Origin of the sequence: Cecembia rubra (assembly GCF_003014575.1) — a bacterium.
Classification (GTDB): Bacteria; Bacteroidota; Bacteroidia; order Cytophagales; family Cyclobacteriaceae; genus Cecembia_A; species Cecembia_A rubra.
In genome coordinates this window covers 660,710-685,727 of record NZ_PYGF01000001.1, presented here as the reverse complement: position 1 = coordinate 685,727, position 25,018 = coordinate 660,710, and the positions used below count along the sequence as shown (strand labels likewise).

Sequence of the window (25,018 nt, the reverse complement as noted above, 5' to 3'; positions counted from 1 at the left end):
CAATATATTTTAACTCAATAAAATAAAATCCTGTAACCCACGGATGGGTGTATCTTGTCCCATCCGTTTTCCTATCATTTCAAAAATATCTTCCTTTTTTTTACCGGACTTTCTTAAAAATTGTACAGAGGTATCTCCAGCAGATTTTGAGAGCTTTTGTCCATCAGCCTTTCTAATCAAAGAATGGTGGAAAAATCCTATTTGTCCAAAGCTATTATTTGATAAAAATTTAGAAAGATGAACTTGTGTCATTGTCGATCCCAAGAGGTCCTTACCTCTTACTATAAGGTCAACTCCAAAATAAAGATCATCAACCACAGAGCTTAATTGATATGCAGGAAGACCATCCTTTCTCCTTACAATAAAGTCCGCCAGAATTTCAGGAAGATTTCCTTCTGTAATTCCAGCTTCAATATCCATGAATGATATACTTTCCCTAGCATCCACACAAAATCTCCAGGCTATATTCTTTTTATTAAAACCCAGGAATCTATCTCTGCAGTAACCTGAATAATAACCATTTGGATTCAAATCCAGGATTTTTTTTCTACTACAGTTACAGGCAAATAATTTTCCGGTTTTTTTTAAGGTTTCTAAGGCATCCAAATACAACTCCATCCTATTTTTTTGAGCATATTCACTTTCAAAGTGTTTGAGATTTTTTGGTCCTAGATCATATGGGATTTCCAGGAAATCCAAAGTGTCAAAAATATCCTGAATATATTCCTTCCTGACCCTTTCCCTGTCCATGTCATCTATCCTTAATAGGATTTTGGCATGATGTGTTTTTGCAATCTTAAAGGTGGTCAAAAAGGAAAATATATTTCCCAAATGAAGATATCCACTGGGAGTAGGTGCAAATCGCGTTAGAGAATAAATTGGATTGTAACTGCTGATACTCATAAATTTCATTGGGAAATTAATCAATTCAATGAAAGGTTTTAACATTTGGCCCAATTCCCATTAATAATTTTTAACTCTCCGGAATTTTAAAGGAATTAAGTTGTCATTAATTTCGGATTGTGAATAAACACCTTTCTATATTATCACTGTTTTTGGCAATAAATTCCTTTCCGGTTTTCGGACAAGTGGTTACCGGTAATATCATTGATGGTTTGGATAAGAATTTTCTTGATAAGGTTTGGGTAATCAATCTCCAAACCAAGGACAGCAGCCTGACCAATGAGAGGGGATACTTTCGGGTATTTGGAAATAAAGGAGATAGTCTACTGATTTCAAGAAATTATTATATTCCTAAAACAGTCATTGTGGGAGAGGATAAGCATTTTTTAACAGAAATCTATTTGGATGCCAGGACACTTCCGCGATTCGATTTATATAGTGAAAGGACGTCCATCCCTTTTAATCTGGGAAATATGTCCAATTTGAGACCGATCAGCAATAGGTCTTCAGGTCCGGGAAAAATTTACGGTGGAACTTCCGAACAAAACGGAATGATGCCAGGATTAACTTTAGATGGCCCCATTTCCTATTTCATGAGATCAGAAAGGCAGAAACGGGAATATGCCCGCAAAATGGCTATAAAGGAAAGGCAAAAGGATTATCTGGATCTCATACAATCAGACTCAATAATGCAGACACTGAAAATAGAGTACAACCTTACTGAAAGGGATTTAGATGACTTAATTGTTGAGTTTAATCTTCAAAATTTAGACCATCAATTTTTGGATCTGAATTCAGAGAAGGTCTATGAAATGCTTACTGATTTTTTAAATCAACGGACTAAATACAGAAAGGAAGATATTCAGAATGAACATATCAAATCTCAGGATTTTCGAAAGAGAAGAGGCAACTGAAAAATGGATTAATTAGGAAACAAAAAAATAGTAAAGCCATCCGAACATCGGATGGCCTTTAACCTAAACAAAAGGCAACCAGCAAAATAAATCGCTAAACCCAAGTTCAAATTTGGGGGATAAAGCAAACTTCTTTTATCTACTAAAAGATTTTGAATTACAATCATCAACTGGGATTGTTACAAAATATAAATGGTGCCTGGACTCCCATGAATTCCAAAACAGCCCAATGATTCTAGCGGAAAATTTTTGGGACCAGGACTTAATATCATTAATGTTCATTTATCACTACTTTTTGAACATTTATACCTGTCAAATACAGCAAAAGTTGCCCTAATGCCCATTTTTAGCAATTAAATGATTTTATAGATATATAAAGTTTTCTTTATGATTTCCTTTTAAAGGACCAGGTTACATAAAATTTAGCTACTAACTCCCCCTTTGAATTTGTTCCGGTAGAGACCATAGTCAATTTTTCATTTTCATCAGGAGCAAGGCCTTCTATCAGTTTGTTCAGTTCAGCGCCTTGATCACATAAAAAGGTAGTTGTATCATTGGCCTTTTTATGGTATTCTGCCCTAAAATCCACTACCAGCATACTGAATTTTCCTTTTCCAGCCATGGCTAATTGACAAAGGGCTCCAGTACTTAATTCAGCTGCACCTGCTAAAGCAGCAAAATAGATGGATTGAAATGGATTTTGGGATCTCCAAAAATAAGGGATGGTGACTTCGCATTTTTCAAGAGTTAAACTTTTGATTTTCAATCTCCAAAAAACTGCAGAGGGTAATTTAAATAACATGGCCAACCAAAAAATGATGGGGCTGCTCATTCTTTTTTGATATTTTCTAGCTTCAGGATTCATAGTATTACATTGTTATCTGACAATTAAAATAATAAAAAAGTAATTAGGTCATTTGAAATGGCATCTTTTTTGGTCAAATTCGGGTAAAATTTGAAAGTTATGTTGAAAAAAATAATCTTTTTAATAGCACTAGGGTTGGTAATTTATTCCTGTGCTAAAGTTCCTATGAGCGGAAGGAATCAATTGGCTTTAGTAAGCAATGAGGAATTGTTACCATTGGCATATGAACAGTATTCTCAGGTTTTAAAGGAGAATAAAATAGTCACTAATACGGATCAGGGACAAATGGTGGTCAGGGTAGGAAAAAGAATTGCAGAAGCAGTTGACAGGTATATGAGGGAGCAGGGATATGAAAAACAATTGGAGGGTTTCGCTTGGGAGTTTAATTTAATTCAGGATGATATTGTCAATGCTTGGTGTATGCCTGGTGGAAAGGTGGCTTTCTACACTGGTATTTTGCCAATCTGTCAAGATGAAGCCGGAGTGGCAGTGGTAATGGGGCATGAAGTAGCGCATGCCATTGCCAATCATGGTAGAGAGAGGATGTCCAATGGACTTTTGTTGAATGGCTTATTAGGTGGTGCACAGGCGGCTATGGGGCAAAACCCTTCTTTGACCCAAAGTATATTCCTTCAGGCTTTTGGTGTAGGTGGGCAATTAGGCATGCTGAAATTCTCCAGAAGGCATGAATTGGAAGCTGATCAGTTGGGATTGAATTTTATGGCCATGGCAGGATATGACCCTAGGGTGGCTCCAGGCTTTTGGGACAGGATGAGTGAAGGCAGAAACGGAGCTCCACCGGAGTTTTTATCTACACACCCAGGTCCGGGCAAGCGAAAAGAAGAGCTTCAAAAACAAATGCCAAAGGCATTGGAATATTATGAAAGAAGTACTAAACGCTAAATCAATTGTTTCAATTAATAACACGCATAAAAAAAGCGCAGACTTGATACTGCGCTTTTTTTATGCGTGTTGATTTTGTTTCTAAAAGAAATTCTAAATTTTTCAGCTTTTTGCAGTAAATATTTTGTCTTGGAAATTTTATGCAAGTTTAAATATTAAGTAGATTTATTAGGAATTGAAACAGCACATAGGAGGTAAAATATGAAAAGCCCAAAAATGCCAAAACTTGTATTTTTTTTAGTTTTATCTTTTCTCTCATTCCTTCCTCCTTTGCAATTGTTTGCTCAGGAATCTATATTGGATGTAGGTATACGAGTCCAAAAAACACTCAACCTTTATTGGGAAAACGGAATTTCTGCTCAATTTTCGCACAAAAACCTCAAACCGGATCAACTTTATTTTGGAATTTCCTATGCTAGTAGCAGGTTGGGAACAGCCCTTAATTCAAATGCGATCAAGCAGGACAATTTTCTGTTCTCGTCTTCATGGTTCTTCAAGAAGGAAAAGGCACTCAGGCCCATGACAAGAATGAATCTGGGATACTTTATAGCAGACTACGAATCTTCAATTTTCGACATGTTGCCCAATTCTTCTATTTTGCTTTCACCTGAAATTGGATTGATGTATGCAAACAAGAAGCAACCTGTAAAAGTAATTCTAGGTTTTGGTTATAATTTGACCACAGGTGACGGGACTAAGGGCGCAGGAACAATCTATCCATTATTTACACAAACAACGGTATCATGGACAATTTTAAAAAAATAAGCCAGTTTTTAGTTGGAATTTGTTTCCTAATTATTTTAGTCTCTTGTGACACCACTCCTGATATCACAGATGCCATGATGGATGGCAAGTTAATTTTTGACCCTTCATTGGACAAACCGGAAGATTACCTGCTTTCACTTTCCAAACCTAATCCTACTCCTGAAGAGGCCTCCAAACCTGTTTTTATATTAATGCATGGTTACAGTGCTTCCACATATGAGTGGGAGGAATTCAGGTCTTGGTCAGGAAATACTACTGATTATTTTCTTTCCATTGTTTTATTGGGAGGTCATGGAAGGACTTATGAGGAATTTAAACAAGCGTCTTGGAGGGATTGGCAAAAATCTATCAAAGAAGAATATGAGCGATTGATGGCCGCAGGATATTCAAATATCAATTTTATAGGTTCATCAACCAGTTGTACACTGCTAATTGACCTGGTTCATTCAAATTTTTTTCATGGTAAAGTGATTCCAAGAAATATATTATTGGTCGATCCCATTATCATTCCTTCATCTAAAATTTTGTCATTGGTACCTTTAGTAGGGCCTATTATTGGTTACATAGAAGCTGATAATACCTCTGAGGAGGATAAATATTGGTATCATTTTAGGCCTCAGGAAACCCTTCAGGAACTGAACAAAATATTGACAAGAGTTAGAAAGCAACTCGAAAATGGAGTTAATCTTCCCCCAAATTGTTCTGTCAAAGTTTACAAATCAATCAAAGATCCAACAGCAGATCCTGTAAGCGCGGTTTTGATTTATAAAGGTATGAAATCAAGTAATGGAGCTCCGGTTGAAATTGAAATGATAGATTCAGATCTTCATGTTTTCACCCGGTTAAATTTACGGCCAAGCATACAACCCAAGGACAGAGTTAATCAGATCACTGCCTTTGAAGATTTTGTGTCCAAAGTTAATTAGGGCATTAGTGTCGCAACTATACCTATTTATTAAAGAATAAATGAGCAATCCATAATGGATTAAGGTTATCAGCCATCAAACCACTACCTGAAAGTCATAGAACTTACCTGTAAATTAGAATCAATATGAATGAAGAACTTGTCGGCATAGTCGGATCCTAAATCAATAATTATCAGTATGTTTAGACGCCGCATATATAATGATTACTGGCATCATTTCAGATATATATATAAATGATTAGTCCGTCAATTTTTAAATGGACAGTAGTTTTTTCCTGAAAATATTATTTATCGCTGATTGAAAGCCCGGAGTTTAACCTGGGTAAATTTTCTTTTGGTATCCAAAGGGAAATCCCCCTTCATCATCCAATCGTAATAGGAGGGCTCTTCTTTTAGTACGGCCTCTATGGTTTTTCCTTTGTGTTTTCCAAAATTAAAGCATTCTTCTCCTTTTTCATTAAAAATGAATCTTCCTGCCAGATCTACCATTTTTTCGTTGAGAATCATGTGGATTTTTTTCATGTCATTCTCAAAGATTCCCAATTTATTTCCCAAAAGGTCCTCAGCTTCTTCTCCTACATATTTCTCAATCTGTGCTTTAAATACTTCATAAGTGGCAAGTGTATCAGCCTCAGCACTATGGGCATTTTCGAGATTTTTTCCACAATAGAATTTGTAAGCCGCAGCCAGATTTCTTTTTTCCATCATATGGAAGATTTTTTGGGCATCAAGAATATTCCTTTTATCAATATCGAAATCAATTCCAGCTCTTAAAAACTCCTCTACCAGTAATGGAATATCAAACTTCAATACATTGAATCCTGCCAGATCAGCTCCAAGCAAAAATTGATGCAATTCCTTGGAAAGTGATTTAAATGTTGGCGCATCTTTAACGTCTTTATCATAAATCCCATGGATTACAGAAGTTTCCTTTGGAATCGGAATGGTTGGATTTACAAGTGTGGTTTTTATTTCTTCTTTCCCATCAGGATAAACCTTCAAAATAGAAATTTCCACAATTCTATCTGTAGCGATATTGGTTCCTGTGGATTCGAGGTCAAAAAAGGCGATGGGTGTTCTTAAATTTAAATTCATTAGAAATGATTTTTATTGAGTTTTGATTTTAAAATAGTTAAATCCATATCATCATAGTTCCCGGAACTCATTAATAATAGATTCGTATCCTTAAAGTCCTGTTCTTCCAAAAAGGATTTTAATTGTGAACTATCGGTGAAAATTTTCAAGTCTTCACGTTTGAATCCCTCCCTTAGGGTTGAATCATCCATAAGTTCAAGTTTCTTCAAAGATACGGCTTTTGGGTTTAAATAGATAATTGCAATATCTGCCTCATCAAAAGTGTGGGCATAATTATGAACAAAATCCTTGTTAAGGGAACTGTAAGTATGTAATTCCTGAACTGCAATCAGTCTTCGGTCTGGGAATTGGTTTTTGACTGCATTGACAGTGGCTTTAAGTTTTGAAGGGGCATGGGCAAAATCTCTAAAGAAGATGCGGTCATTTGCTTGAGCCAGGATTTCCTGTCTTTTTGCTGCTCCTTTAAAATTTTGTATGGCTTTATAAAAATCTTGGTCCTCTACCCCTAATTTTCTGCAGATTTCAAGTGCTCCCTGGAGATTTTGGAGGTTATGATTTCCAAATATCTCAATGGGAATGTCTCCAAAATTTGTTTTTAGTAAGGTTTTACTATTTTCAACAAAATATTCATGGTTGGTATAGGGTATCAAATCCACCTGTTTAAGAGAAATATTTTTTGCTAAATCATTTACCTCAGGATCATTTTCGCAGTAAATAAAAGTTCCGCCTTTTGGGGTAATTTTTATCAACTCTTCAAATTGGGTTTTGTAGTTTTCAAATGTAGGGAACACATTGAAATGATCCCATGCTATACCGCTCATCAGTAGGATATGGTGATGATAATGAAAAAATTTTGGCCTTCTGTCCAGTGGAGAAGTGAGGTATTCGTCTCCTTCAATGATGATTACAGGGGCTTCCGATAGTTTAACCATTAAATCAAAACCCTCTATTTGTGCACCGACCAAGTAATCAAATTCCATATCCAGAGATTGAAGAACATGGAGAATCATGGAAGTAATGGTAGTTTTGCCATGGCTTCCGGAAATTACTACTCTTTGCTTATTTTGGCTTTGGTTGTAGATGAATTCCGGAAAAGAATATACAGGAATATTTAATTCTTTTGCCCGGATTAATTCCGGATTGTCAATTCTTGCATGCATTCCCAAGATGATACCATCTAACTCAGAATGGATTTTTTCTGGGAACCAGCCCTTTTCTTTTGGCAGTATGCCGGCATTTCTTAACCTGCTTTTTGAGGGTTCATAGATTTCATCATCTGAACCGCTTACTTCATAACCCTTGGCCAAAAGAGCCAATGCTAAATTGTGCATGACTGCCCCGCCTATGGCGATAAAATGATACTTTTTGGACATAACTATATTTCAAACATTCAAAAGTACTAAACAGCTTCAATCCAAAAACCATTAACCTTTTATTTTTTAGTGTTGATTGAATAATCCTTAAGTACCATATATGAGAATTTCAAAGGAATTGTTCAATCCCAGAAAGTTGATTTGTCATTTTTGAAACCTTTTGAAGTAAAAGGTTGATTTTCAGAAATCAAATCTAAAATGTGGATATCAAGTGAATAAATTGTTCAAAAAGTTAAGGTCAAAGGATGTACATTTGTTTTTATGGCAGATAATAAACCAAGTCCTACTAACAGAAATTTTGGAAGAAAAAAACCGGACCTAAACCTTGGAGCCGGGCTGGGGAAATTACCTCCCCAAGCGATTGATTTAGAAGAGGCGGTTTTGGGTGCGTTGATGCTTGAAAAAGATGCACTGACCACGGTGGTTGACATTCTTAAACCGGAAAGTTTTTACAAAGAAGCCCATAAGGTTATTTATACATCCATTTTAGATCTGTTTTCTGATTCACAGCCAATTGATTTGCTTACTGTAACCAATCAGTTAAGGAAAAAAGGACAATTGGAACTTGCCGGGGGTGCTTTTTTTATTACTGAGTTAACATCCAAAGTTTCCTCGGCGGCAAATATTGAATTCCATGCCAGGATCATAACCGAACAGGCCATGAAAAGGGAGATGATCAGCATTGCTTCCGAAATCCAAAAGGATGCTTTTGAAGATACTACAGATGTATTTGAGCTTTTGGATAAAATGGAACAGTCACTTTTTGAGATATCCGAAAAAAATATCAGGAAGAATTATGCAGATATGCGCTCCATAATGAAGGAGGCAATAATGGAGTTGGAAGCCAAAAAAGGCCAAAAAGATGGATTAACAGGTGTTCCAAGTGGTTTTACAGCATTGGATAGGGTTACATCTGGTTGGCAAAAATCTGACTTGGTGATTATCGCAGCCCGGCCTGCCATGGGAAAAACTGCTTTTGTTTTGTCGGTATTGAGAAATGCAGCAGTGGATCACAGCAGACCTGTTGCCATTTTTTCATTGGAAATGTCTTCAGTTCAGTTGGTAAACAGGTTGATTTCATCTGAGGCTGAGCTGGATTCAGAAAAAATCAAAAAAGGTAACCTTGCAGATTATGAGTGGGAACAATTGGTGCATAAGACAGCTAAACTTTCAAAAGCACCGCTCTTTGTTGATGATACCCCTGCACTTTCAATACTTGAATTAAGGGCCAAATGCCGTAAGCTTAAAGCCCAACATGATATTCAGATGGTAGTGATTGATTACCTTCAGCTGATGTCTGGTGATTCCAAATCTGGGGGAGGGGGAAACAGGGAACAAGAAATTGCAAGTATATCCAGGGCATTGAAAAAAATTGCCAAAGAATTGAATATCCCAGTTATAGCACTTTCCCAGCTATCGAGGGCCGTAGAGACAAGGGGAGGAGATAAGCGCCCACAACTCTCAGATTTGAGGGAGTCTGGGGCTATTGAACAGGATGCAGATATGGTAATGTTCCTGTACCGCCCTGAATATTACGGGATTACTGAGGATGAGGACGGTAACTCTACCATGGGTGTAGGTGAAGTGATCATTGCTAAGCATAGAAATGGTTCATTGGAAAATGTGAAGCTAAGGTTTATTGGAAAATACACGAAATTTGCTGATCTGGAATTGAATGTGCCTTACAAGGCTCAGGATGCGCTTTATGGAAGCAAATTTCCAAGTGGAGGAAGTGCCCAGAATTTTGATTCCGGGAACACGATACGGTTGCAAAGCAAAGCCAATGGGGGAGATTTTGATGATTCCTTCCCAGGAGGATTGGGTAGTAATGATCCTGCCCCATTCTAAATTCTCAGGGAAAAAGATATAATTGTTATGTTGAAAATATAATTATAAGACATTGAAAGCTATTGTTTTAAATAGAGAAACTGAAAGTAAAATTGAGCTTGCTGATCTTCCGGTACCTCAATTGGGAACAGATCAGGTTAGGGTGCAAATCAAAGCTGCCGCCTTGAACCACAGGGATGAATGGTGTAGGCAGGGTCTTTATCCAAATTTAAAAGACGGTGTAATTTTAGGTTCTGATGGAGCAGGAATTGTATCAGAAGTTGCCCATCAAGGATTGAATGAGTGGTTAGGTAGAGAAGTGATCATCAATCCGGCTTTGAATTGGGGTGAAAGTGAAAAAGTGCAGAGCAAGGATTTTCAGATATTAGGTATGCCCGGGCATGGTACCCTAACTGAATTTGTAAATGTTGATTTTTCTAGAATTTTTCCAAAACCTTCTTTTATGAGTTGGGAGGAAGCTGCCGCATTGCCATTAGGAGGCCTTACTGCGTTTAGGGCTTTGATGGTTCAAGGAGGTTTGCAAAAAGGAGAAAAGGTATTGGTAACAGGTTTTGGTGGCGGTGTAGCCCAATTTGCAGTCCAATATGCTTTAGCCAAAGGTGGAGAAGTATTTGTAAGCAGTAGCAGTGATGATAAGATAGCTTCTGCCCTCCAGCTTGGTGTTAAAAAGGGTTTTAACTACAAAAATGAGGATTGGGCTGAAGCTGCTCTTCAGAAAACCGGTGGGTTTGATTTGATTATTGACAGTGCCATGGGTGATACCATCAATAACCTCATCCACGTGGTAAAGCCAGGTGGTAGGATTGTTTTTTATGGAGCGACTAAAGGAAATCCCGATGGTTTCAATGCCAGGAAAGTATTTTGGAATCAGATTAAACTAATTGGAAGTACTATGGGCAGTGATAAAGATTTTGCAGAAATGCTTTCTTTCGTAAATCAAAATAAAATCCGTCCTTTGGTGGATCGTGTTTTTAGTCTAGAGGAAGCTGAAAAAGCATTTGATCGTATGAAAGCAGGTCAGCAATTAGGGAAAATTGTAATTAAAATCTAGCGTTCTTAGGTTTAAGGTCAGTCAATTTTATCCGAAAAATTTTTGACTTTATCCCTAATCACCTAAATCATTCTCAAAAAGAAAATTCTGATAGCTGTTTTTCAATTCCCTTAATGTTTTTTCCTGTTTTTCTTGTTCTGCCAATACAATTCCCTCTTCGTATATAGTTTTTGCCAAATCAAGGTCGCCATATTCTGCAAAAAAGTGTGCCGCATGATAATAAGTGGGCAGGTAACCTTTGTGCTCTTTTAATAGTTTATGAAATAGATTGGCTGCATTTTCGGGGTATGAATTTTGGTATTCTAAGGCTAAGGCATACCAGTTAAAAGGGTTTTCAGGCTCTTGTTCTGCAAACGATTGTAACATCTCAATGCGGGACAATTTGCTCATAAATTCTTTTTTTAATTATCATTCAATTACTAAATTCACGCAATTTAAAAATAAATAACCTAAATATTTATACATGAAAATTCTTGTTTGTATAACCCACGTGCCGGATACAACTTCTAAAATCCAGTTTACTGAAAATAATACTAAATTTGATAAAAATGGTGTACAGTTCATCATTGGACCTTATGATGATTATGCATTGGCCAGAGCAGTGGAACTGAAAGAGCAGTTGGGAGCTAGCTTAACAGTGTTGAACGTAGGTGAAGCTGAAACTGAACCAACTCTTAGAAAGGCTTTGGCGATTGGGGCGGATGATGCCATAAGAATCAATGCTTTCCCAAAAGACTCGTTATTTGTAGCCAACCAAATTGCAGCCATTGCCAAGCAAAACAATTATGACCTGATCATGATGGGAAGAGAATCCATTGATTTTAATGGAGGTATGGTCCATGGAATGGTAGGTGAAATGCTAGGCATTCCTTCTATCTCCCCCGTTATGAAATTAGAGATTGATGGAGACACCGTTAAAATGGCCAGAGAGATTGAAGGCGGTAAAGAATACCTTGAAGCTAAGTTGCCTTTGATTGCTGGTTGTCAAGAACCAATAGCGGAATGGAAAATACCAAATATGCGTGGCATTATGTCAGCAAGGACCAAACCTTTGCAGGTACTTGAGCCTGTTTCTGATGAAACTGCCACTAATGTGACGACCTACCAATTGCCGCCAGCCAAAGGTGCCGTCAAGCTTATTGACAAGGACAATGTGGCTGAATTGGTGAAACTGCTTAAAAATGAAGCAAAAGTACTTTAATTAATTGTTTTTAAACTTCTAAAAATCAGAATTATATGTCAGTATTAGTTTATATAGAACATGCGGATGGTTCCGTTAAAAAAAACAGTTTGGAAGCGGTATCTTATGCCAAAGCTCTTTCAGATAAACAAGGTGAAGGTGAGGTAATCGCAGTTGCATTGGGAAGCGTAGCCCAAGAGGAACTTGTCAAAGTTGGTCATGCCGGAGCATCAAAGGTTGTGCATGTAAATGATGAAAAGCTGAATGCAGGAATTATTCAGGCCCATTCGGAAGCACTGGCCCAAGTTTACGGGAAAGTTGGTGCTAAAACCTTGATTCTGGCTAAGTCTTCTTTGGGAGATGCAGTCGCTGCAAGATTGGCTGTAAAATTAAATGCTGGATTGGTTTCCAATGTGGTCGAATTGCCTGTTACAGCTTCAGGTTACAAAGTGAAAAGAAGTATTTACACAGGTAAAGCTTTTGCAGAAACCATCGTAAACAAAGAGCATAAAATATTGGCAGTAAAGAAAAATGCAGTTGACCTAAAAACTGATGGATCGGATGCAGCAGTTGAAACAGTGACTTTGGACATCCATGCTGAAAATTTTGCCACTAAGATCACTTCTACAGATAAGGCTAAAGGTGATGTATTATTACCGGAGGCAGATATTGTCGTTTCAGGGGGTAGGGGAATGAAAGGACCTGAAAACTGGGGTATGATTGAGGACTTGGCAAAAGAATTAGGGGCTGCCACAGGTTGTTCTAAACCGGTTTCTGACATAGGATGGAGACCTCATCATGAGCATGTTGGTCAAACGGGTGTAAAAGTTGCCCCATCTTTGTATATAGCTGTTGGAATTTCGGGGGCTATTCAACATCTTGCAGGTGTTAATTCTTCAAAGTGCATTGTGGTGATCAATAAGGATGCGGATGCTCCGTTTTTCAAAGCAGCTGATTATGGGATCGTAGGTGATGCTTTTGAAGTTTTGCCAAAATTAACCGAAGCAGTAAAAGCATTAAAATAATTTTATCCAGTGGACCAAACTGTTGAATTAGAGATTTTGGGATTATCATCTAATCATTCACAATCAGGGTCATTTACCTTGGTGATGGGTGAAGTGGGTGGCAACAGACGTTTACCAATTGTAATTGGAATGTTTGAGGCTCAAGCTATTGCCATTGAAATAGAGAAGATCATTCCCAATAGGCCTATGACCCACGATCTGTTCAAATCTTTTGCAGGGAATTTCAATTTCACCATCAATCATATTTTGATTTCAGATATGAGAGAAGGGGTTTACTATGCCAATATAGTTTGTAAAACTGGTACGAAAACAGTTGAAATTGATGCGAGGCCATCTGATGCCATCGCCATAGCAGTGAGATTTGATGCACCTATTTATTGTGCATCTAGGGTTATGGAAGAATTTTCGACAGAATATATAGAAGAAGACGAGAGGAAAGAATATGAAAAGCCTTCTCCACCAAAAAAAGCTGCTCAATCTTCTTCCAAATCGTCTGATACTCTTAAGGATTACAGTTTGGACAAGTTGAATCAACTATTGGAAAAAGCCATTAATAATGAAGATTATGAAAAGGCGGCCAGGATTAGGGATGAAATCAACAGGAGAAACTGACCAAGGAAGCCTGGTAATGAGCCAGGCTTTTTTTGTTGATGTTGACAAAATAGTAATAATTTAAAAAGCACATATTTATTCTCAATGGATTACTTCAGGGGCTTAATAGGAATTGTTTTACTTTTGGCTTTTGCATTGATTTTTTCTGCCAATAAAAGGGCGGTGGATTGGAGATTGGTTGGTATTGGGGTTATTCTTCAGGCCATATTTGGTTTTATGATCACTAAAGTTGATTTTGTAGCCAAGGTATTTGCCACAATCAGCAGGGCATTTGTAAAATTATTGAGTTTTTCAGAGGATGGCGCTTTGTTCATTTTCGGGGATCTCGCTACTGATACATTTGGATTTATTTTCGCATTCAAAGTACTGCCCACAATTATTTTCTTTTCTACTGTCTCTGCAGGATTGTACTACCTAGGTATTTTACAGAAGATTGTATTTGGGATTGCATGGGTAATGTCCAGGACCATGAGACTTTCTGGTCCTGAAAGTCTTTCTGCTGCCGGAAATATATTTCTTGGACAGACTGAGGCACCTTTGCTTGTCAGACCATTTATTCCAACCATGTCAAGATCAGAACTGATGTGCTTGATGACAGGGGGGATGGCCACCATTGCAGGAGGTGTATTGGCGGGCTATGTGGCATTTTTGGGAGGAGATAGTCTTGAGGAACAGAGTAGGTTTGCGGCATATTTATTAGGCGCAAGTATCATGAATGCTCCCGCTGCAATTGTGATGTCCAAAATCATGATACCAGAGCAGGACAAAGTGGTTTTCAATGACAAACTAGAAGTTAGCCAGGAAAACATGGGGGTTAATCTGATTGATGCGATGTCGATTGGTGCTTCTGAGGGTTTGAAGCTTGCATTGAATGTAGGAGGGATGCTGCTTGCATTTATAGCAGTGATTGCTGCGTTAAATTTTATACTTTCCGGTCTAATTGGAGAATATTCAGGATTAAACGCCCTTGTGGTAGCCTCTACTGATGGGCAGTTCGATGGATTTTCATTAGAGTATATTCTAGGACAAATTTTCAGAGTTTTTGCTTGGGTAATTGGGGTGGAGTGGAGAGAAACCTTGCAGGTCGGTTCTTTATTAGGTCAAAAAACGGTAATCAATGAATTTGTCGCGTATTTGAGCCTGGCAGATATGAAGGCTGCCGATGCTTTGTCACCAAAGGCTGTAGTAATAGCCACATATGCTTTGTGTGGGTTTTCAAATTTCAGCTCAATAGCTATTCAAGTTGGAGGAATAGGAAGTATAGCTCCAAATCAACAAGGAAACCTCTCCAAATTGGGTATGAGAGCGCTTCTCGCTGCTACAATAGCCTGTCTTATGACTGCTACCATTGCTGGAATGCTGGTCGATTAAGGCCAAGAGACAAAAAATAGCCCATATTGAAAATTCAGTATGGGCTATTTTATTTTGGTGCTTAAAAGGATTAATCTTCCAGTACTAGTATTTTTTCAATAACATCACCTTGTCTGATTTGATCGATCACATCAAGGCCTTCCACAACTTTACCAAAGCAGGTATGCCTTCTATCCAGGTGCTTGGTGTTCTCCCTATTGTGACAGATAAAAAACTGAGATCCTCCAGTATTTCTGCCTGCATGAGCCATGGATAAAACTCCTTTGTCATGGAATTGGTTCTCCCCATCTAATTCACAATCTATTTTGTAACCAGGACCACCTGTACCATTTCCGATTGGGCAACCTCCCTGAATCACAAAGTTAGGTATAACTCTATGGAAAGTAAGTCCATCATAAAATCCTTTTTTAGCTAAAGAAATAAAGTTATCAACTGTTTTTGGGGCATCCTTTTCAAAGAATTCCACTTTCATCATGCCCTTTTCGGTATGTATTTCTGCTGTTTTCATAAATGTAAATTTGTCCAAAAGTAATAAATCCTCTCTTTTCTATCCAATCCAAAAAGGAAAAAGGAGTGCTTGCACTCCTTTTCATTTGGGTTTATATGTCCTCGAAAGGGTTTTCGTTACCATTTTGGAGCACCTGCAAGGATATCCTCAGTGGCAAAATCTTTAAACTTCTCAAAATTATGGATAAAAGCAGCTCCCAATTCCCTTGCTTTTTTGTCGTAAGCCTCTTTATCAGTCCAAGTTGCTCTTGGACTTAAGACTTCATCTGGTACGTTTGGACAATTTTCAGGGATACTTACTCCAAAAACACTGTGTGTACGGTAATTTACATGATCAAGCTTACCGTCCAAAGCAGCCCCAATCATAGCCCTAGTGTATTTAAGTTTCATCCTATGTCCAATACCATATGGGCCACCTGTCCAACCTGTATTGATCAGCCAGACATTCACCTGATGTTTTTCCATTTTCTCTCCAAATAACCTGGCATATTCAATAGGATTCAAGGGTAAAAATGCAGCACCAAAACAGGCAGAGAATGTGGTTTTGGGCTCGGTAACACCTACTTCAGTTCCAGCTACTTTGGCAGTATAACCAGAAATAAAGTGGTACATGGCCTGGCTTTTATTTAATTTGGATATTGGCGGAATTACCCCGAATGCATCCGCGGTTAGAAAAAAAATGTTTTTAGGAATTCCTGCTTTTGAAGGAACTAGGGCATTATTGATATGATGAATTGGATAGGAGGTTCTTGTGTTTTCTGTAACTTCTTTGTTAGCATAATCCACCGTCCGGGTACCGGGAATGAACCTTGTGTTTTCTACGATTGCGCCAAATTTGATTGCATCCCAAATTTCTGGTTCTTTTTCCTTACTTAGGTCGATTACTTTTGCATAGCAACCACCTTCAAAATTAAAAATGGAATCTTCATTCCATCCATGTTCATCATCTCCGATCAAAGACCGGTTTGGATCTGCTGATAATGTTGTCTTCCCTGTTCCTGAAAGCCCAAAGAAGACAGCTGTATCGCCTTCCTTTCCAACGTTTGCTGAGCAGTGCATGGAAAGTACACCATGCTCAAAGGGTAACAGGTAATTTAGTACGGAGAAAATCCCCTTCTTCATTTCCCCTGCATAGGCAGTTCCACCTATAAGCAGAATTCTCTTCGATAAATTGATAATGGCAAAATTGGATTGTCTAGTGCCATCCACCTCTGGATCAGCTTGGAACTCTGGGGCACAGATAATAGTAAAGTCCGTTTCGAAATCTTCAAGATCCTCTTCATGCGGCCTTAAAAACATGTTATAACAGAAAAGGTTATGCCAAGCTAAAGTATTAATGACTTTTAAATTAAGCCTGTACTTGGTGTCTGCCCCTGCAAATGCTTCCCTAACATATAAATTTTTGCCTTTGAGGAAATCGGTCATTTTTATGTAAAGCCGATCAAATTTTGCCTCATCAAAAGGGATATTGATATCTCCCCACCAAACACTATCTTCAGTTTTACTGTCTTTGACGATAAATCTGTCTTTTGGAGAACGGCCTGTAAAAGTTCCAGTGTCTGCCATAAGGGCACCAGTGTCAGTTAGAACCCCCTCTTTGTTTGCCAATGCATGTTCAATCAATTCTGCAGGACTTAGATTCCAAAAAATATTTTTGGCTGTATGGATACCTAGATCAGATAAAGACTTTTTATCTGGCTTGATTTCAAGATCTAACATAAGAATCGTGTTTCTTTTGGGTTTAAATTCTGGCCCAAAGATAGGTATTTATAAAATTGATAAGCAATAGAAAGTGCCATTTTTTGTTAATTCAATCGATTACGGAAATTTTTATTGGTAAATTAATATAGATAAATGTATTATCTGTATCTATGCATAAAAAAATAGGTGAAACTTAAAAATCTCAATTTTTTTCTCCTATTCGCAAGGGCTTTTGATGCTGAAGAATTTGGAAAATTCTGTTATCATTGTGTTTATGTTTGAATTAATCACTCAATAAACTAATCGAGTTTTGGAAAAAAATCTAGGTAATAACTTAGGGGCAGGAGGAATAGATCTATTCCCTGGACCCACTTTATTTGGTCATCCTAAAGGGTTAATGACCCTTTTTTTTACAGAAATGTGGGAAAGGTTCAGCTACTATGGGATGAGAGCCTTATTGATTCTTTTTATGACATCTGCCATAGTTGATGGTGGTTTAGGTTTTGATGATAAAACTTCAGGAGCTATCTATGGACTTTACACTATGGGAGTCTATTTATTTGCTTTGCCAGGAGGCTGGTTTGCTGACAGGTTATTTGGTCTAAAGAAATCGGTTTGGTATGGGGGAATTATCATTGCACTTGGTCATTTTACCATGGCACTACCCGGCTTAGCGCAATTGTTTTTTGGAGGAGCGGTAGAGCCTAAGGATAGCTTGTCTGCATTGGATACCAATTCATTTTTTATTGGATTGATTCTTATTGCCTTAGGTACGGGCTTATTGAAGCCAAATATCAGTTCTATAGTCGGTCAGCTTTATCCTGCTGGAAGTTCAAAGCGGGATGCTGGTTTTTCTATTTTTTACATGGGTATCAATATTGGAGCATTGATTGCTCCGATTGCTTGCAGTACCTTAGCGACATTTGATTGGCATTTGGGATTTGGATTAGCAGGTTTGGGGATGATTTTTGGATTGATTCAATACAAACTCACAGGAAATAATTTGGAAGGATTTGGGGATGAAATTCCTTTAATTACCGAAAAAGATATTAAAGAGAGAGAGAGTCTGAAAAAAAATCTATTGGGAATTAGTACAATTGTACTATTTGTTCTAGCTATTTTCTTTATGGGTTTTGTACCGATCAATGTGGGAGCAATCGCAGGAGCCTCCGGTACAATTATCGCCATAGTGGCATTTGTGTATTTGGGATATGTAATCTTATTTGGAGGGTTGAATTCCGATGAAAGAAAGAAGGTAGGGGTAATTGCAATATTATTTATTTTCTCCGCTTTATTTTGGTCGGGATTTGAACAAGCAGGCTCTACATTGAATTTGTTTGCAGAGCGGTTCACAGATAGGAGCTTTTTTGGTTGGGAAATCCCCGCAGGCTATTTCCAATCGGTCAATTCTATGTTTATCATCTTATTTGCTCCATTTTTTGGAGCGCTTTGGGTTTGGTTAGGTAGGAGAAATCTGGAACCTAGTTCGCCTTTGAAATTCACGATGGGACTATTGCTTTTGGGAATAGGTTTTTTGGTCATGTATTTTGCAGCTAAAATTGCTGCTTCAGGAGAGTATGCAGCACCCACTTGGTTAATTTTCACCTATATGTTGCATACATTTGGTGAATTGAGTTTAAGCCCAGTAGGCTTGAGTTTGGTTACGAAACTTGCTCCTGCAAAATATGGGGGCCAAATGATGGGCATATGGTTTTTATCTATCTCCTTAGGTAATCTTATTGCAGGATTGGTAGCTGGAGAAGCAAGCGGAGGTACGGAGGAAGCTCTGGCACAGATGCCAGATCAATATTTGATGATCGTATATACTGCTGTGGGTGCAGGTGTGTTGTTACTCTTATTGAGCAAACCTATTAGAAAACTTATGGGAAATGTTCACTGACAAAGTGGATACAAACAAAAAAGAGGTCTTTTGGACCTCTTTTTTGTTATTTTTCTTTTGATTCTTTTGGAGGTGTAGTATTCCTAAAATCCATAGCACTTAATCCCGCACCCAAGCCAACAAGGATACAAACGATCAACAAGAACAACTGCGCGCCAGAAGCGATAGGAGCACTGAAGATTTCTAATAAAGTCATATAATTGAATTTTTGGTTCTTCTAAATTTTTACGCAATATAAGCCAGAACGGTTAGGCTTCAAAATCGGAAATAAAAAAAAGCAGGTTAATCCAAGATGCACCTGCTTTCCCGTTTTAAGATTTAGTCGATTTCGTCATCAAATTCTTCGAAGTCATCGTCATCGAAATCGTCATCAAAATCTTCCTCCTCGAAGTCCATGAAATTTTCATCAATCAATTCGCTTTCTTCATCGATATCATATACCTCATCTTGAAATTCATCAGCGAACTCATCTTCATCCTCGAAGTCATCGAATTCTTCAAAATCGTCATCAAAATCCTCCATAGCGTGATTTAAATTAATGGTGCAAGATTATAATTGGATTATGTTGCTAAATACGGTAAAATTAATCTTTATGCAAATACCTTTGAACTGATATTTTTTTCTTCAATTTCCATCAGTTTTTGGTCGAATTGTTTTAACCATTCATTTTCAAGGACTAAGGTCCAAGTCTCAAGATAAAGAATTACATCCTCTTTATTATTTTTCTTTATAAGCAGTCTTTTTTCTGTAGGGATATGTGACAAAACTTTTGGATCAGATAACTTCTCGAGGTGTTTTAACTCATCTATGGTCAAGCCAGCTTCAAGCATTTTTGAAATCATCAAATCCATAGGATAACCTGAAGTCGGACAATAATCAATTAATTGATCATTCCAGTCACCATGTTTTTCCATCGCATATTGATGGATTTCTGCCTTGGATAGTTGCGTAATTTGCTGAGCAAGGTTGCCACAATTACACGCACCCATATGACCCCATTGATAAGGTGCATTGTTTTTTAATTTGAAGATTGTCTTTCTGAATGCTGCAATCAATTCTGCCGAAACTTTAGCCATAATAAATTCATTTGGCATTTAACAAAATGTTTTAGCTGGGTGTTTAACCAAATTAATAAAAAGTAAAGTAAAAAAAAAGTCCATCAATGGAAGATGGTCTTGATATATTTTTTAACCAGTGGTTTTGAAAGGTATTTTTTTACCAATGAATAGTTACTTGCCTTGTCTATGTCCCTTTCATCAACCGAACTGCTTAGAATATAAACTTCAGGACTGTTATTTTCAGGGTGAAACTCTTCAAGGAAATCCCATCCTGTCATTTCAGGCATATTGAGGTCCAAAAAAAGATAATTAGGTTCAATTTCAGGAATCTCTTTCAATGCGTTGATGGCATTACTGTATTTGTAAATCTGAAAAGGAACCTTGATGTTCTTGGAAATTAATTTTTCCGTAACAAAGGTACTTATCGGATCATCATCTATAAGAACTATCCTTACCATTTGGGTTATAGGGCTAAGACTATTAGTTTATCTTAACAAAGGTAATGGATAAAAATTTATTTACAACACTTTAAATCTCTTTTTTTGCATTTCATACTTATTTTTTTGGATTAAATTTTTCCTTTCCACTAAGGAGTTGAAAAAATAAAACAAAGTCGGAGGCAAGACTGTAAAATGGATGTTTAAATGTGGCTGGTTTGTTTTTTTCAAAAAAGAAATGACCAACCCATGCAAATCCATAACCAATCACAGGCAATAGCCATAGATACCAATAATTATCAAAAAATATAGCTGTGGCCAAAATAACAAATAGTAATGCAGTTCCAATAAAGTGTAATTTCCTGCTTGTTGGGTTCTGATGCTCCGATAAGTAAAAGGGATAAAACTCTTTTAAGCTTTTGAAATTGTTTTCCATAATCAGGTTGGGTTAAGGTAAGTTATAGTCCATATGGGTAACATAAGTTTCCACGATTTTTTCAACGGATTTTTCCAGTTTCTTTTTCTTTTCACGGGATTGATGTACCTCTGATACTGCCGTTAGTTGCATTAAAATCTTGTCATTTTTGGGATCAATGAAATCAACGATCAATTGAAGTAGTTCATAATTTCTGGTCGAGTACATTTGCCGGTTATTGAACCTGGGATCAAACATAAATGGATCCCAAACCCTCCAACCCCACATAGGATACATATTGTTAAATACTTCACGCTGCCTAAGGTCTTCATTCGAGGTAAACCTGACTACTAAATCAGGATTGTTTGTTTCATAATTCATACCTGTTTTCTCTAGTGCTACTTTTAAGCCATCGCCTACCATAGCATTTAGAAAATCGTCATTGAATCCCTTTAGCCCTACCTCATTGTTTAATATTACAAAATTCTGGTATCTTTTATAAGGCTTAAACTCCGTTTTTTCTTTGAATATTTCAATGGAGCTACAAGAAGTGAACAAAATGAGCATACCAATAATTTGGAACCTTTGCATGTTAGTTTTCATTAGGCATTCGGATAATGATCTATTTCTAATAACGGTAACTATATTAGAAAATGTTTTCCAAACTAGCTAAATTGACTTTTTACTTAAAATCGGACAGTAATTTTGTTCCAATAAAAAATTATATTAGATCAGTTTTTATTCTAAACCCATATTATTATGAAAAAAATATTTACGTTTTGTTTACTTTTTGTCTTCAATTTCAGTTTTGCACAAGAAGAAGCTCAACAAGATACAGTTCCTTCAAGCATCAAGGAAATCAAGTTTTGGGATTCAGAGTTAAGTGTAGGCTTTAATTTCAATCAAGCAGCCTTTAGCGGTAACTGGAAAGCAGGAGGTGTCAATTCTGTTGCATTTGGCACATTGGTTACAGGAAAGTCAAACTACCGGAAAGGTAAATATTCCTGGACCAACCAGCTTGAATTGATCTATGGATTAGTTAGAAATGAAGGTCAGGACTTAAGAAAATCCAATGACCGGATTTTTTTTGATTCAAAAGCAGGATATAAATTTTCAGAAAAGTGGGGGTATTTTGCTTCCTTGAATTTCATAACCCAATTTACTGATGGGTTTGATTATTCTGGGGATGATCCGCTACGGATTTCTGGATTTTTTTCACCCGCTTTTCTTACCACTGGCTTAGGTTTTGAATATATTCCTAATGATGAATTTAATTTAAGATTAGCACCCTTTTCCCCTAGACTTACATTTGTTTCTGATCCTTCCATAGCGGATAATGTACCTACTAACTATGGGGTGCCTATTGGGAGTAAGGTAAGGACAGAATGGCTGGCTTTTCAACTATTTATGACCTATAGCAAGAGCCTTGGGGAAAATCTTACCCTGAATACCAGGTACCAAATGTTTGCCAATTATGAGACTTTGGCATTCAAAACCATTGACCATAGGTTGGATCTAACCTTAGTTGCCAAAATAACCAAGTATGTAGATGTGACTTTTACAAGTATCAATGTGTATGACATTGATATGGATACCAATATCCAATTCAGCCAGGCACTTGCATTGGGAATTTTGTATAAAGTAGGTAATAAAAAGTAGGTGTTGGCAGAGGAATTTTTTAAAATATTTTGAATTTTGTTTTTATGTGCTATTTTTGTTTCAATTGTGGTAGTTAAATAATAGTTGGTTTAGTTTTCATATAAAGGGCAGGGGATTTTCTCCTGCTTTTTTATTTAGCATAAAAAAAACAACCAAAGAATTGGTTGTTTTTTTGTTCACGGGAATTATTTAAAGCTTTAAATTTTACTTTTTCTAATACTAATGACAGGTAAATCTGTCATTGTGATAAGGTTTTCAGTTACACTTGGTGAGAAATATTGGATTAAATCTGATTTACCTGAGGTAACCAAGGCAATTCCATCTGCTTTCGATTTTTCGGCAAATTGTAATATTCCTCTTTCCTCTTTGAATGCATCAATGATATGTATATCGTATGCATAATTACCGAAATCCTTTAAATAAGATTTTCCAATATTCATGATGTCATTGGTTTCCATAAAGTAGGTTGGAGTATTCACAAATAGTACTTTTAGTTTTATGCCGAAAAGTTCAGATAGCTTCTCTACAGTCCTAAAAGATTCGCCGGTTTCTTCATTGAAGTTGGTCGCAAATACAAGGTTTTCCAACTCTACTTTAGGATTATTTTCTTTGATTACAAAAACTGGGACGTCAGCCCTTCTTAACATACTATATGTATTGGTACCCAGAATATGGTCTCTGAATCCATATTGTCCATGGGAACCCATAACAACCAAATCAATTTGTTCAGCCCCTACATACTTGTGGATTTTTTCATTTCCATCATTGTAAACCAATATTTTCCTTGCAGAAAGGCCTTCATTTTCTGCTTGATCAACCAATTCGTTCAACTGGTCTTTAGCTTTTGATATGGCAATCTTGGTATCAGGGAAGAAGTTCTCCTGCTCTTTTGTCAATTTTGTCCAGTCCACAGGTGTAATCACGACATGGATAAATATCAGTTCTGCCTGTATTTTTTTTGCCAACATGAAAGCATAATTTTCAGCTGCTTTGGCACAGGTAGAAAAATCGGTAGGAACAAGTATCTTTTTCATGACTGTCAGGGGTTTGGTTGTTTATTTATATAAAGGTAGAGTAGTTTGAAAAAATATATACTATCCCGAATCATCAAAAAACATGATAAAAATCAGCTAGTTAGAAATAAAAAAGCCCTTTGCAAAAGCAAAAGGCTTCTTGTGCACCCGGAAGGATTCGAACCCTCAACCCTCGGAGCCGAAATCCGATATTCTATCCAGTTGAACTACAGGTGCGGTAATGAACGGCCCGTGATGAGCCGGTCAGATTTATTTATGAAATGGCGGCCCTAACTTTCTCCGCTGCTTCCTTCAAAGTGATGGCTGAAGAAACTTTTAATCCAGATTCATCGATGATTCTTGCTCCTTCCTCAGCATTTGTTCCCTGAAGTCTTACAATGATTGGAACTGGGATATTACCGATTGATTTATATGCTTCAACGACACCATTGGCAATCCTGTCACATCTTACAATACCACCAAAAACGTTAATTAAAATAGCTTTTACGTTTGGATCTTGTAAGATAATTCGGAAGCCAGCTTCAACAGTTGTGGCATTGGCTCCACCTCCTACGTCAAGGAAGTTGGCTGGTTCTCCACCTGATAATTTGATCATATCCATGGTAGCCATAGCAAGACCCGCACCATTTACCATACAACCCACATTTCCGTCCAGTTTGACGTAATTCAAGCCAGATTTTCCAGCTTCCACTTCCAATGGGTCCTCTTCTGCAAGGTCTCTGAGATCAGCCAGATCTTTGTGTCTGTACAATGCGTTGTCGTCCAAATTTACTTTGGCATCTACAGCAAGAATCTTGTCATCAGAAGTTTTTAATACCGGATTGATTTCAAATTGAGAAGCATCTGATCCGATATAAGCATTGTAAAGAGACGTTATAAATTTTACCATTTCTTTAAATGCATTACCTTCCAAACCAAGCTTGAATGCAACCTTTCTTGCCTGGAATCCCTGTAAGCCAATTTTTGGATCAACCCATTCTTTGATGATTTTCTCAGGGTGCTTTTCAGCGACTTCCTCTATATCCATACCACCTTCAGTAGAAGCCATTATGACATTAGATCCTTTAGCTCTGTCCAATAGGATGGATAGGTAATATTCTTTTGGTTCGGAAGCTCCAGGATAATAAACATCCTCAGCTACCAATATCTTATTTACTTTTTTTCCTTCAGCGCCAGTTTGGATGGTCACCAAAGTTCCTCCAAGGATGTTTTTTGCTTTTTCAGGGACATCTTCAAGCTTTTTGGCTAAAACTACACCATTGGAATCCGTTTCTTTGACTTTACCCTTACCTCTGCCTCCAGCGTGGATTTGGGCTTTGATCACATACCAGGAAGTTCCGGTTTCTGCATTCAGTTTTTTTGCTGCTTCAAGTGCTGCTTCGGGGGTATCTGCAACGATACCTTCCTGAATTCTAACACCATAGCCTTTCAAAAGTTCTTTTGCTTGATATTCGTGTATATTCATCCTTGTGAAATT

27 protein-coding genes and 1 tRNA gene are annotated in these 25,018 nt (G+C 37.3%); 12 read left to right on the top strand and 16 right to left on the bottom strand.

What is annotated here, in order from left to right:
- Window positions 1-9: 9 nt before the first annotated feature.
- Window positions 10-903, bottom strand: a complete 894-nt coding sequence (locus CLV48_RS02805) for a glutamate--tRNA ligase family protein (RefSeq protein WP_106566112.1) — start codon at window positions 901-903, stop codon at window positions 10-12.
- Window positions 904-1,022: 119 nt separating this feature from the next.
- On the opposite strand from CLV48_RS02805, the gene CLV48_RS02800 reads away from it, so the two are divergent.
- Window positions 1,023-1,817 carry a hypothetical protein gene (locus CLV48_RS02800; protein WP_245889466.1) on the top strand — a complete coding sequence of 265 codons (795 nt, stop codon included), beginning with the start codon at window positions 1,023-1,025 and terminating at the stop codon, window positions 1,815-1,817.
- Between the two features lie 385 nt (window positions 1,818-2,202).
- On the opposite strand, the gene CLV48_RS02795 is transcribed toward CLV48_RS02800, so the two are convergent.
- Window positions 2,203-2,682, bottom strand: a complete 480-nt coding sequence (locus CLV48_RS02795) for a DUF4442 domain-containing protein (protein ID WP_106565695.1) — start codon at window positions 2,680-2,682, stop codon at window positions 2,203-2,205.
- A 99-nt stretch (window positions 2,683-2,781) separates the two neighbouring features.
- Here CLV48_RS02795 and CLV48_RS02790 point away from each other — a divergent pair, with 99 nt between their 5' ends.
- The 3 genes from CLV48_RS02790 (at window position 2,782) to CLV48_RS02780 (ending at window position 5,276) form a co-directional block, all read left to right on the top strand.
- The gene (locus CLV48_RS02790) at window positions 2,782-3,585 is read left to right on the top strand and encodes a M48 family metallopeptidase (RefSeq protein ID WP_106565694.1); all 804 of its coding nucleotides are present in this window, start codon (window positions 2,782-2,784) and stop codon (window positions 3,583-3,585) included.
- A gap of 201 nt (window positions 3,586-3,786) precedes the next feature.
- The gene (locus CLV48_RS02785; RefSeq protein WP_106565693.1) at window positions 3,787-4,350 is read left to right on the top strand and encodes a hypothetical protein; all 564 of its coding nucleotides are present in this window, start codon (window positions 3,787-3,789) and stop codon (window positions 4,348-4,350) included.
- Window positions 4,329-5,276, top strand: a complete 948-nt coding sequence (locus tag CLV48_RS02780) for an alpha/beta hydrolase (protein ID WP_106565692.1) — start codon at window positions 4,329-4,331, stop codon at window positions 5,274-5,276. Before CLV48_RS02785 ends, CLV48_RS02780 begins: the two co-directional genes overlap by 22 nt.
- Window positions 5,277-5,563: 287 nt before the next feature.
- On the opposite strand, the gene CLV48_RS02775 is transcribed toward CLV48_RS02780, so the two are convergent.
- Together CLV48_RS02775 and CLV48_RS02770 are read right to left on the bottom strand one after the other, a co-directional pair.
- Window positions 5,564-6,370: a 3'-5' exonuclease gene (locus CLV48_RS02775; RefSeq protein WP_106565691.1), complete on the bottom strand. Its 807-nt coding sequence runs from the start codon at window positions 6,368-6,370 to the stop codon at window positions 5,564-5,566.
- A complete protein-coding gene (locus tag CLV48_RS02770) occupies window positions 6,370-7,743 on the bottom strand; it encodes a UDP-N-acetylmuramate--L-alanine ligase (protein ID WP_106565690.1) in 1,374 nt (457 codons plus the stop codon). Before CLV48_RS02770 ends, CLV48_RS02775 begins: the two co-directional genes overlap by 1 nt.
- A 261-nt stretch (window positions 7,744-8,004) precedes the next feature.
- Here CLV48_RS02770 and dnaB point away from each other — a divergent pair, with 261 nt between their 5' ends.
- Complete coding sequence (dnaB, locus tag CLV48_RS02765; RefSeq protein ID WP_106565689.1) at window positions 8,005-9,591, top strand: replicative DNA helicase; 1,587 nt, start codon at window positions 8,005-8,007, stop codon at window positions 9,589-9,591.
- Window positions 9,592-9,643: 52 nt separating this feature from the next.
- Complete coding sequence (locus tag CLV48_RS02760) at window positions 9,644-10,642, top strand: quinone oxidoreductase family protein (protein WP_106565688.1); 999 nt, start codon at window positions 9,644-9,646, stop codon at window positions 10,640-10,642.
- Between the two features lie 54 nt (window positions 10,643-10,696).
- Here the strand turns inward: CLV48_RS02760 and CLV48_RS02755 are convergent, their stop codons facing one another.
- Window positions 10,697-11,032, bottom strand: a complete 336-nt coding sequence (locus CLV48_RS02755) for a tetratricopeptide repeat protein (protein ID WP_106565687.1) — start codon at window positions 11,030-11,032, stop codon at window positions 10,697-10,699.
- Window positions 11,033-11,105: 73 nt separating this feature from the next.
- Between CLV48_RS02755 and CLV48_RS02750 the strand changes: the two genes are divergently transcribed.
- The 4 genes from CLV48_RS02750 (at window position 11,106) to CLV48_RS02735 (ending at window position 14,830) form a co-directional block, all read left to right on the top strand.
- Window positions 11,106-11,843: an electron transfer flavoprotein subunit beta/FixA family protein gene (locus CLV48_RS02750; protein WP_106565686.1), complete on the top strand. Its 738-nt coding sequence runs from the start codon at window positions 11,106-11,108 to the stop codon at window positions 11,841-11,843.
- Window positions 11,844-11,878: 35 nt separating this feature from the next.
- Complete coding sequence (locus CLV48_RS02745) at window positions 11,879-12,847, top strand: electron transfer flavoprotein subunit alpha/FixB family protein (protein WP_106565685.1); 969 nt, start codon at window positions 11,879-11,881, stop codon at window positions 12,845-12,847.
- Between the two features lie 9 nt (window positions 12,848-12,856).
- Window positions 12,857-13,459 (top strand): bifunctional nuclease family protein, encoded by a 603-nt coding sequence (locus CLV48_RS02740; protein ID WP_106565684.1) that lies wholly within the window; start codon window positions 12,857-12,859, stop codon window positions 13,457-13,459.
- A gap of 84 nt (window positions 13,460-13,543) precedes the next feature.
- A complete protein-coding gene (locus tag CLV48_RS02735; RefSeq protein WP_106565683.1) occupies window positions 13,544-14,830 on the top strand; it encodes a NupC/NupG family nucleoside CNT transporter in 1,287 nt (428 codons plus the stop codon).
- Window positions 14,831-14,900: 70 nt separating this feature from the next.
- Here the strand turns inward: CLV48_RS02735 and CLV48_RS02730 are convergent, their stop codons facing one another.
- Both CLV48_RS02730 and pckA read right to left on the bottom strand, forming a co-directional pair.
- On the bottom strand, window positions 14,901-15,338 hold the full coding sequence (locus CLV48_RS02730) for a peptidylprolyl isomerase (RefSeq protein WP_106565682.1): 438 nt from the start codon (window positions 15,336-15,338) through the stop codon (window positions 14,901-14,903).
- A 116-nt stretch (window positions 15,339-15,454) separates the two neighbouring features.
- On the bottom strand, window positions 15,455-17,056 hold the full coding sequence (gene pckA / locus CLV48_RS02725) for a phosphoenolpyruvate carboxykinase (ATP) (RefSeq protein WP_106565681.1): 1,602 nt from the start codon (window positions 17,054-17,056) through the stop codon (window positions 15,455-15,457).
- A 379-nt stretch (window positions 17,057-17,435) separates the two neighbouring features.
- On the opposite strand from pckA, the gene CLV48_RS02720 reads away from it, so the two are divergent.
- Window positions 17,436-18,938 carry a peptide MFS transporter gene (locus tag CLV48_RS02720; protein ID WP_106566110.1) on the top strand — a complete coding sequence of 501 codons (1,503 nt, stop codon included), beginning with the start codon at window positions 17,436-17,438 and terminating at the stop codon, window positions 18,936-18,938.
- A 46-nt stretch (window positions 18,939-18,984) separates the two neighbouring features.
- Here CLV48_RS02720 and CLV48_RS20460 read toward each other — a convergent pair whose 3' ends face one another.
- The 6 genes from CLV48_RS20460 to CLV48_RS02695 all read right to left on the bottom strand — a co-directional run bounded on the left by CLV48_RS20460 (window position 18,985) and on the right by CLV48_RS02695 (window position 21,439).
- Complete coding sequence (locus tag CLV48_RS20460) at window positions 18,985-19,134, bottom strand: hypothetical protein (protein ID WP_170068977.1); 150 nt, start codon at window positions 19,132-19,134, stop codon at window positions 18,985-18,987.
- Between the two features lie 122 nt (window positions 19,135-19,256).
- Entirely contained in the window at window positions 19,257-19,460 is a 204-nt protein-coding gene (locus tag CLV48_RS02715; protein ID WP_106565680.1) for a hypothetical protein, read from the bottom strand.
- A gap of 68 nt (window positions 19,461-19,528) precedes the next feature.
- Entirely contained in the window at window positions 19,529-20,014 is a 486-nt protein-coding gene (locus CLV48_RS02710) for a hypothetical protein (protein WP_106566109.1), read from the bottom strand.
- Between the two features lie 83 nt (window positions 20,015-20,097).
- Window positions 20,098-20,454, bottom strand: coding sequence for a response regulator (locus tag CLV48_RS02705; RefSeq protein ID WP_106565679.1), 357 nt, complete (start codon window positions 20,452-20,454; stop codon window positions 20,098-20,100).
- 97 nt (window positions 20,455-20,551) lie between these two features.
- Window positions 20,552-20,869: an Mpo1-like protein gene (locus CLV48_RS02700; protein ID WP_106565678.1), complete on the bottom strand. Its 318-nt coding sequence runs from the start codon at window positions 20,867-20,869 to the stop codon at window positions 20,552-20,554.
- 12 nt (window positions 20,870-20,881) lie between these two features.
- Complete coding sequence (locus CLV48_RS02695) at window positions 20,882-21,439, bottom strand: DUF4136 domain-containing protein (protein ID WP_245889465.1); 558 nt, start codon at window positions 21,437-21,439, stop codon at window positions 20,882-20,884.
- 168 nt (window positions 21,440-21,607) lie between these two features.
- Between CLV48_RS02695 and CLV48_RS02690 the strand changes: the two genes are divergently transcribed.
- A complete protein-coding gene (locus CLV48_RS02690) occupies window positions 21,608-22,507 on the top strand; it encodes a DUF3078 domain-containing protein (protein WP_106565676.1) in 900 nt (299 codons plus the stop codon).
- 197 nt (window positions 22,508-22,704) lie between these two features.
- Here CLV48_RS02690 and CLV48_RS02685 read toward each other — a convergent pair whose 3' ends face one another.
- The 3 genes from CLV48_RS02685 to sucC all read right to left on the bottom strand — a co-directional run bounded on the left by CLV48_RS02685 (window position 22,705) and on the right by sucC (window position 25,006).
- Window positions 22,705-23,541 (bottom strand): universal stress protein, encoded by an 837-nt coding sequence (locus tag CLV48_RS02685; RefSeq protein WP_106565675.1) that lies wholly within the window; start codon window positions 23,539-23,541, stop codon window positions 22,705-22,707.
- A gap of 142 nt (window positions 23,542-23,683) precedes the next feature.
- Window positions 23,684-23,757: transfer RNA gene (locus CLV48_RS02680), tRNA-Arg, on the bottom strand.
- 37 nt (window positions 23,758-23,794) lie between these two features.
- On the bottom strand, window positions 23,795-25,006 hold the full coding sequence (gene sucC / locus CLV48_RS02675; RefSeq protein WP_106565674.1) for an ADP-forming succinate--CoA ligase subunit beta: 1,212 nt from the start codon (window positions 25,004-25,006) through the stop codon (window positions 23,795-23,797).
- Between the last annotated feature and the right edge of the window lie 12 nt (window positions 25,007-25,018).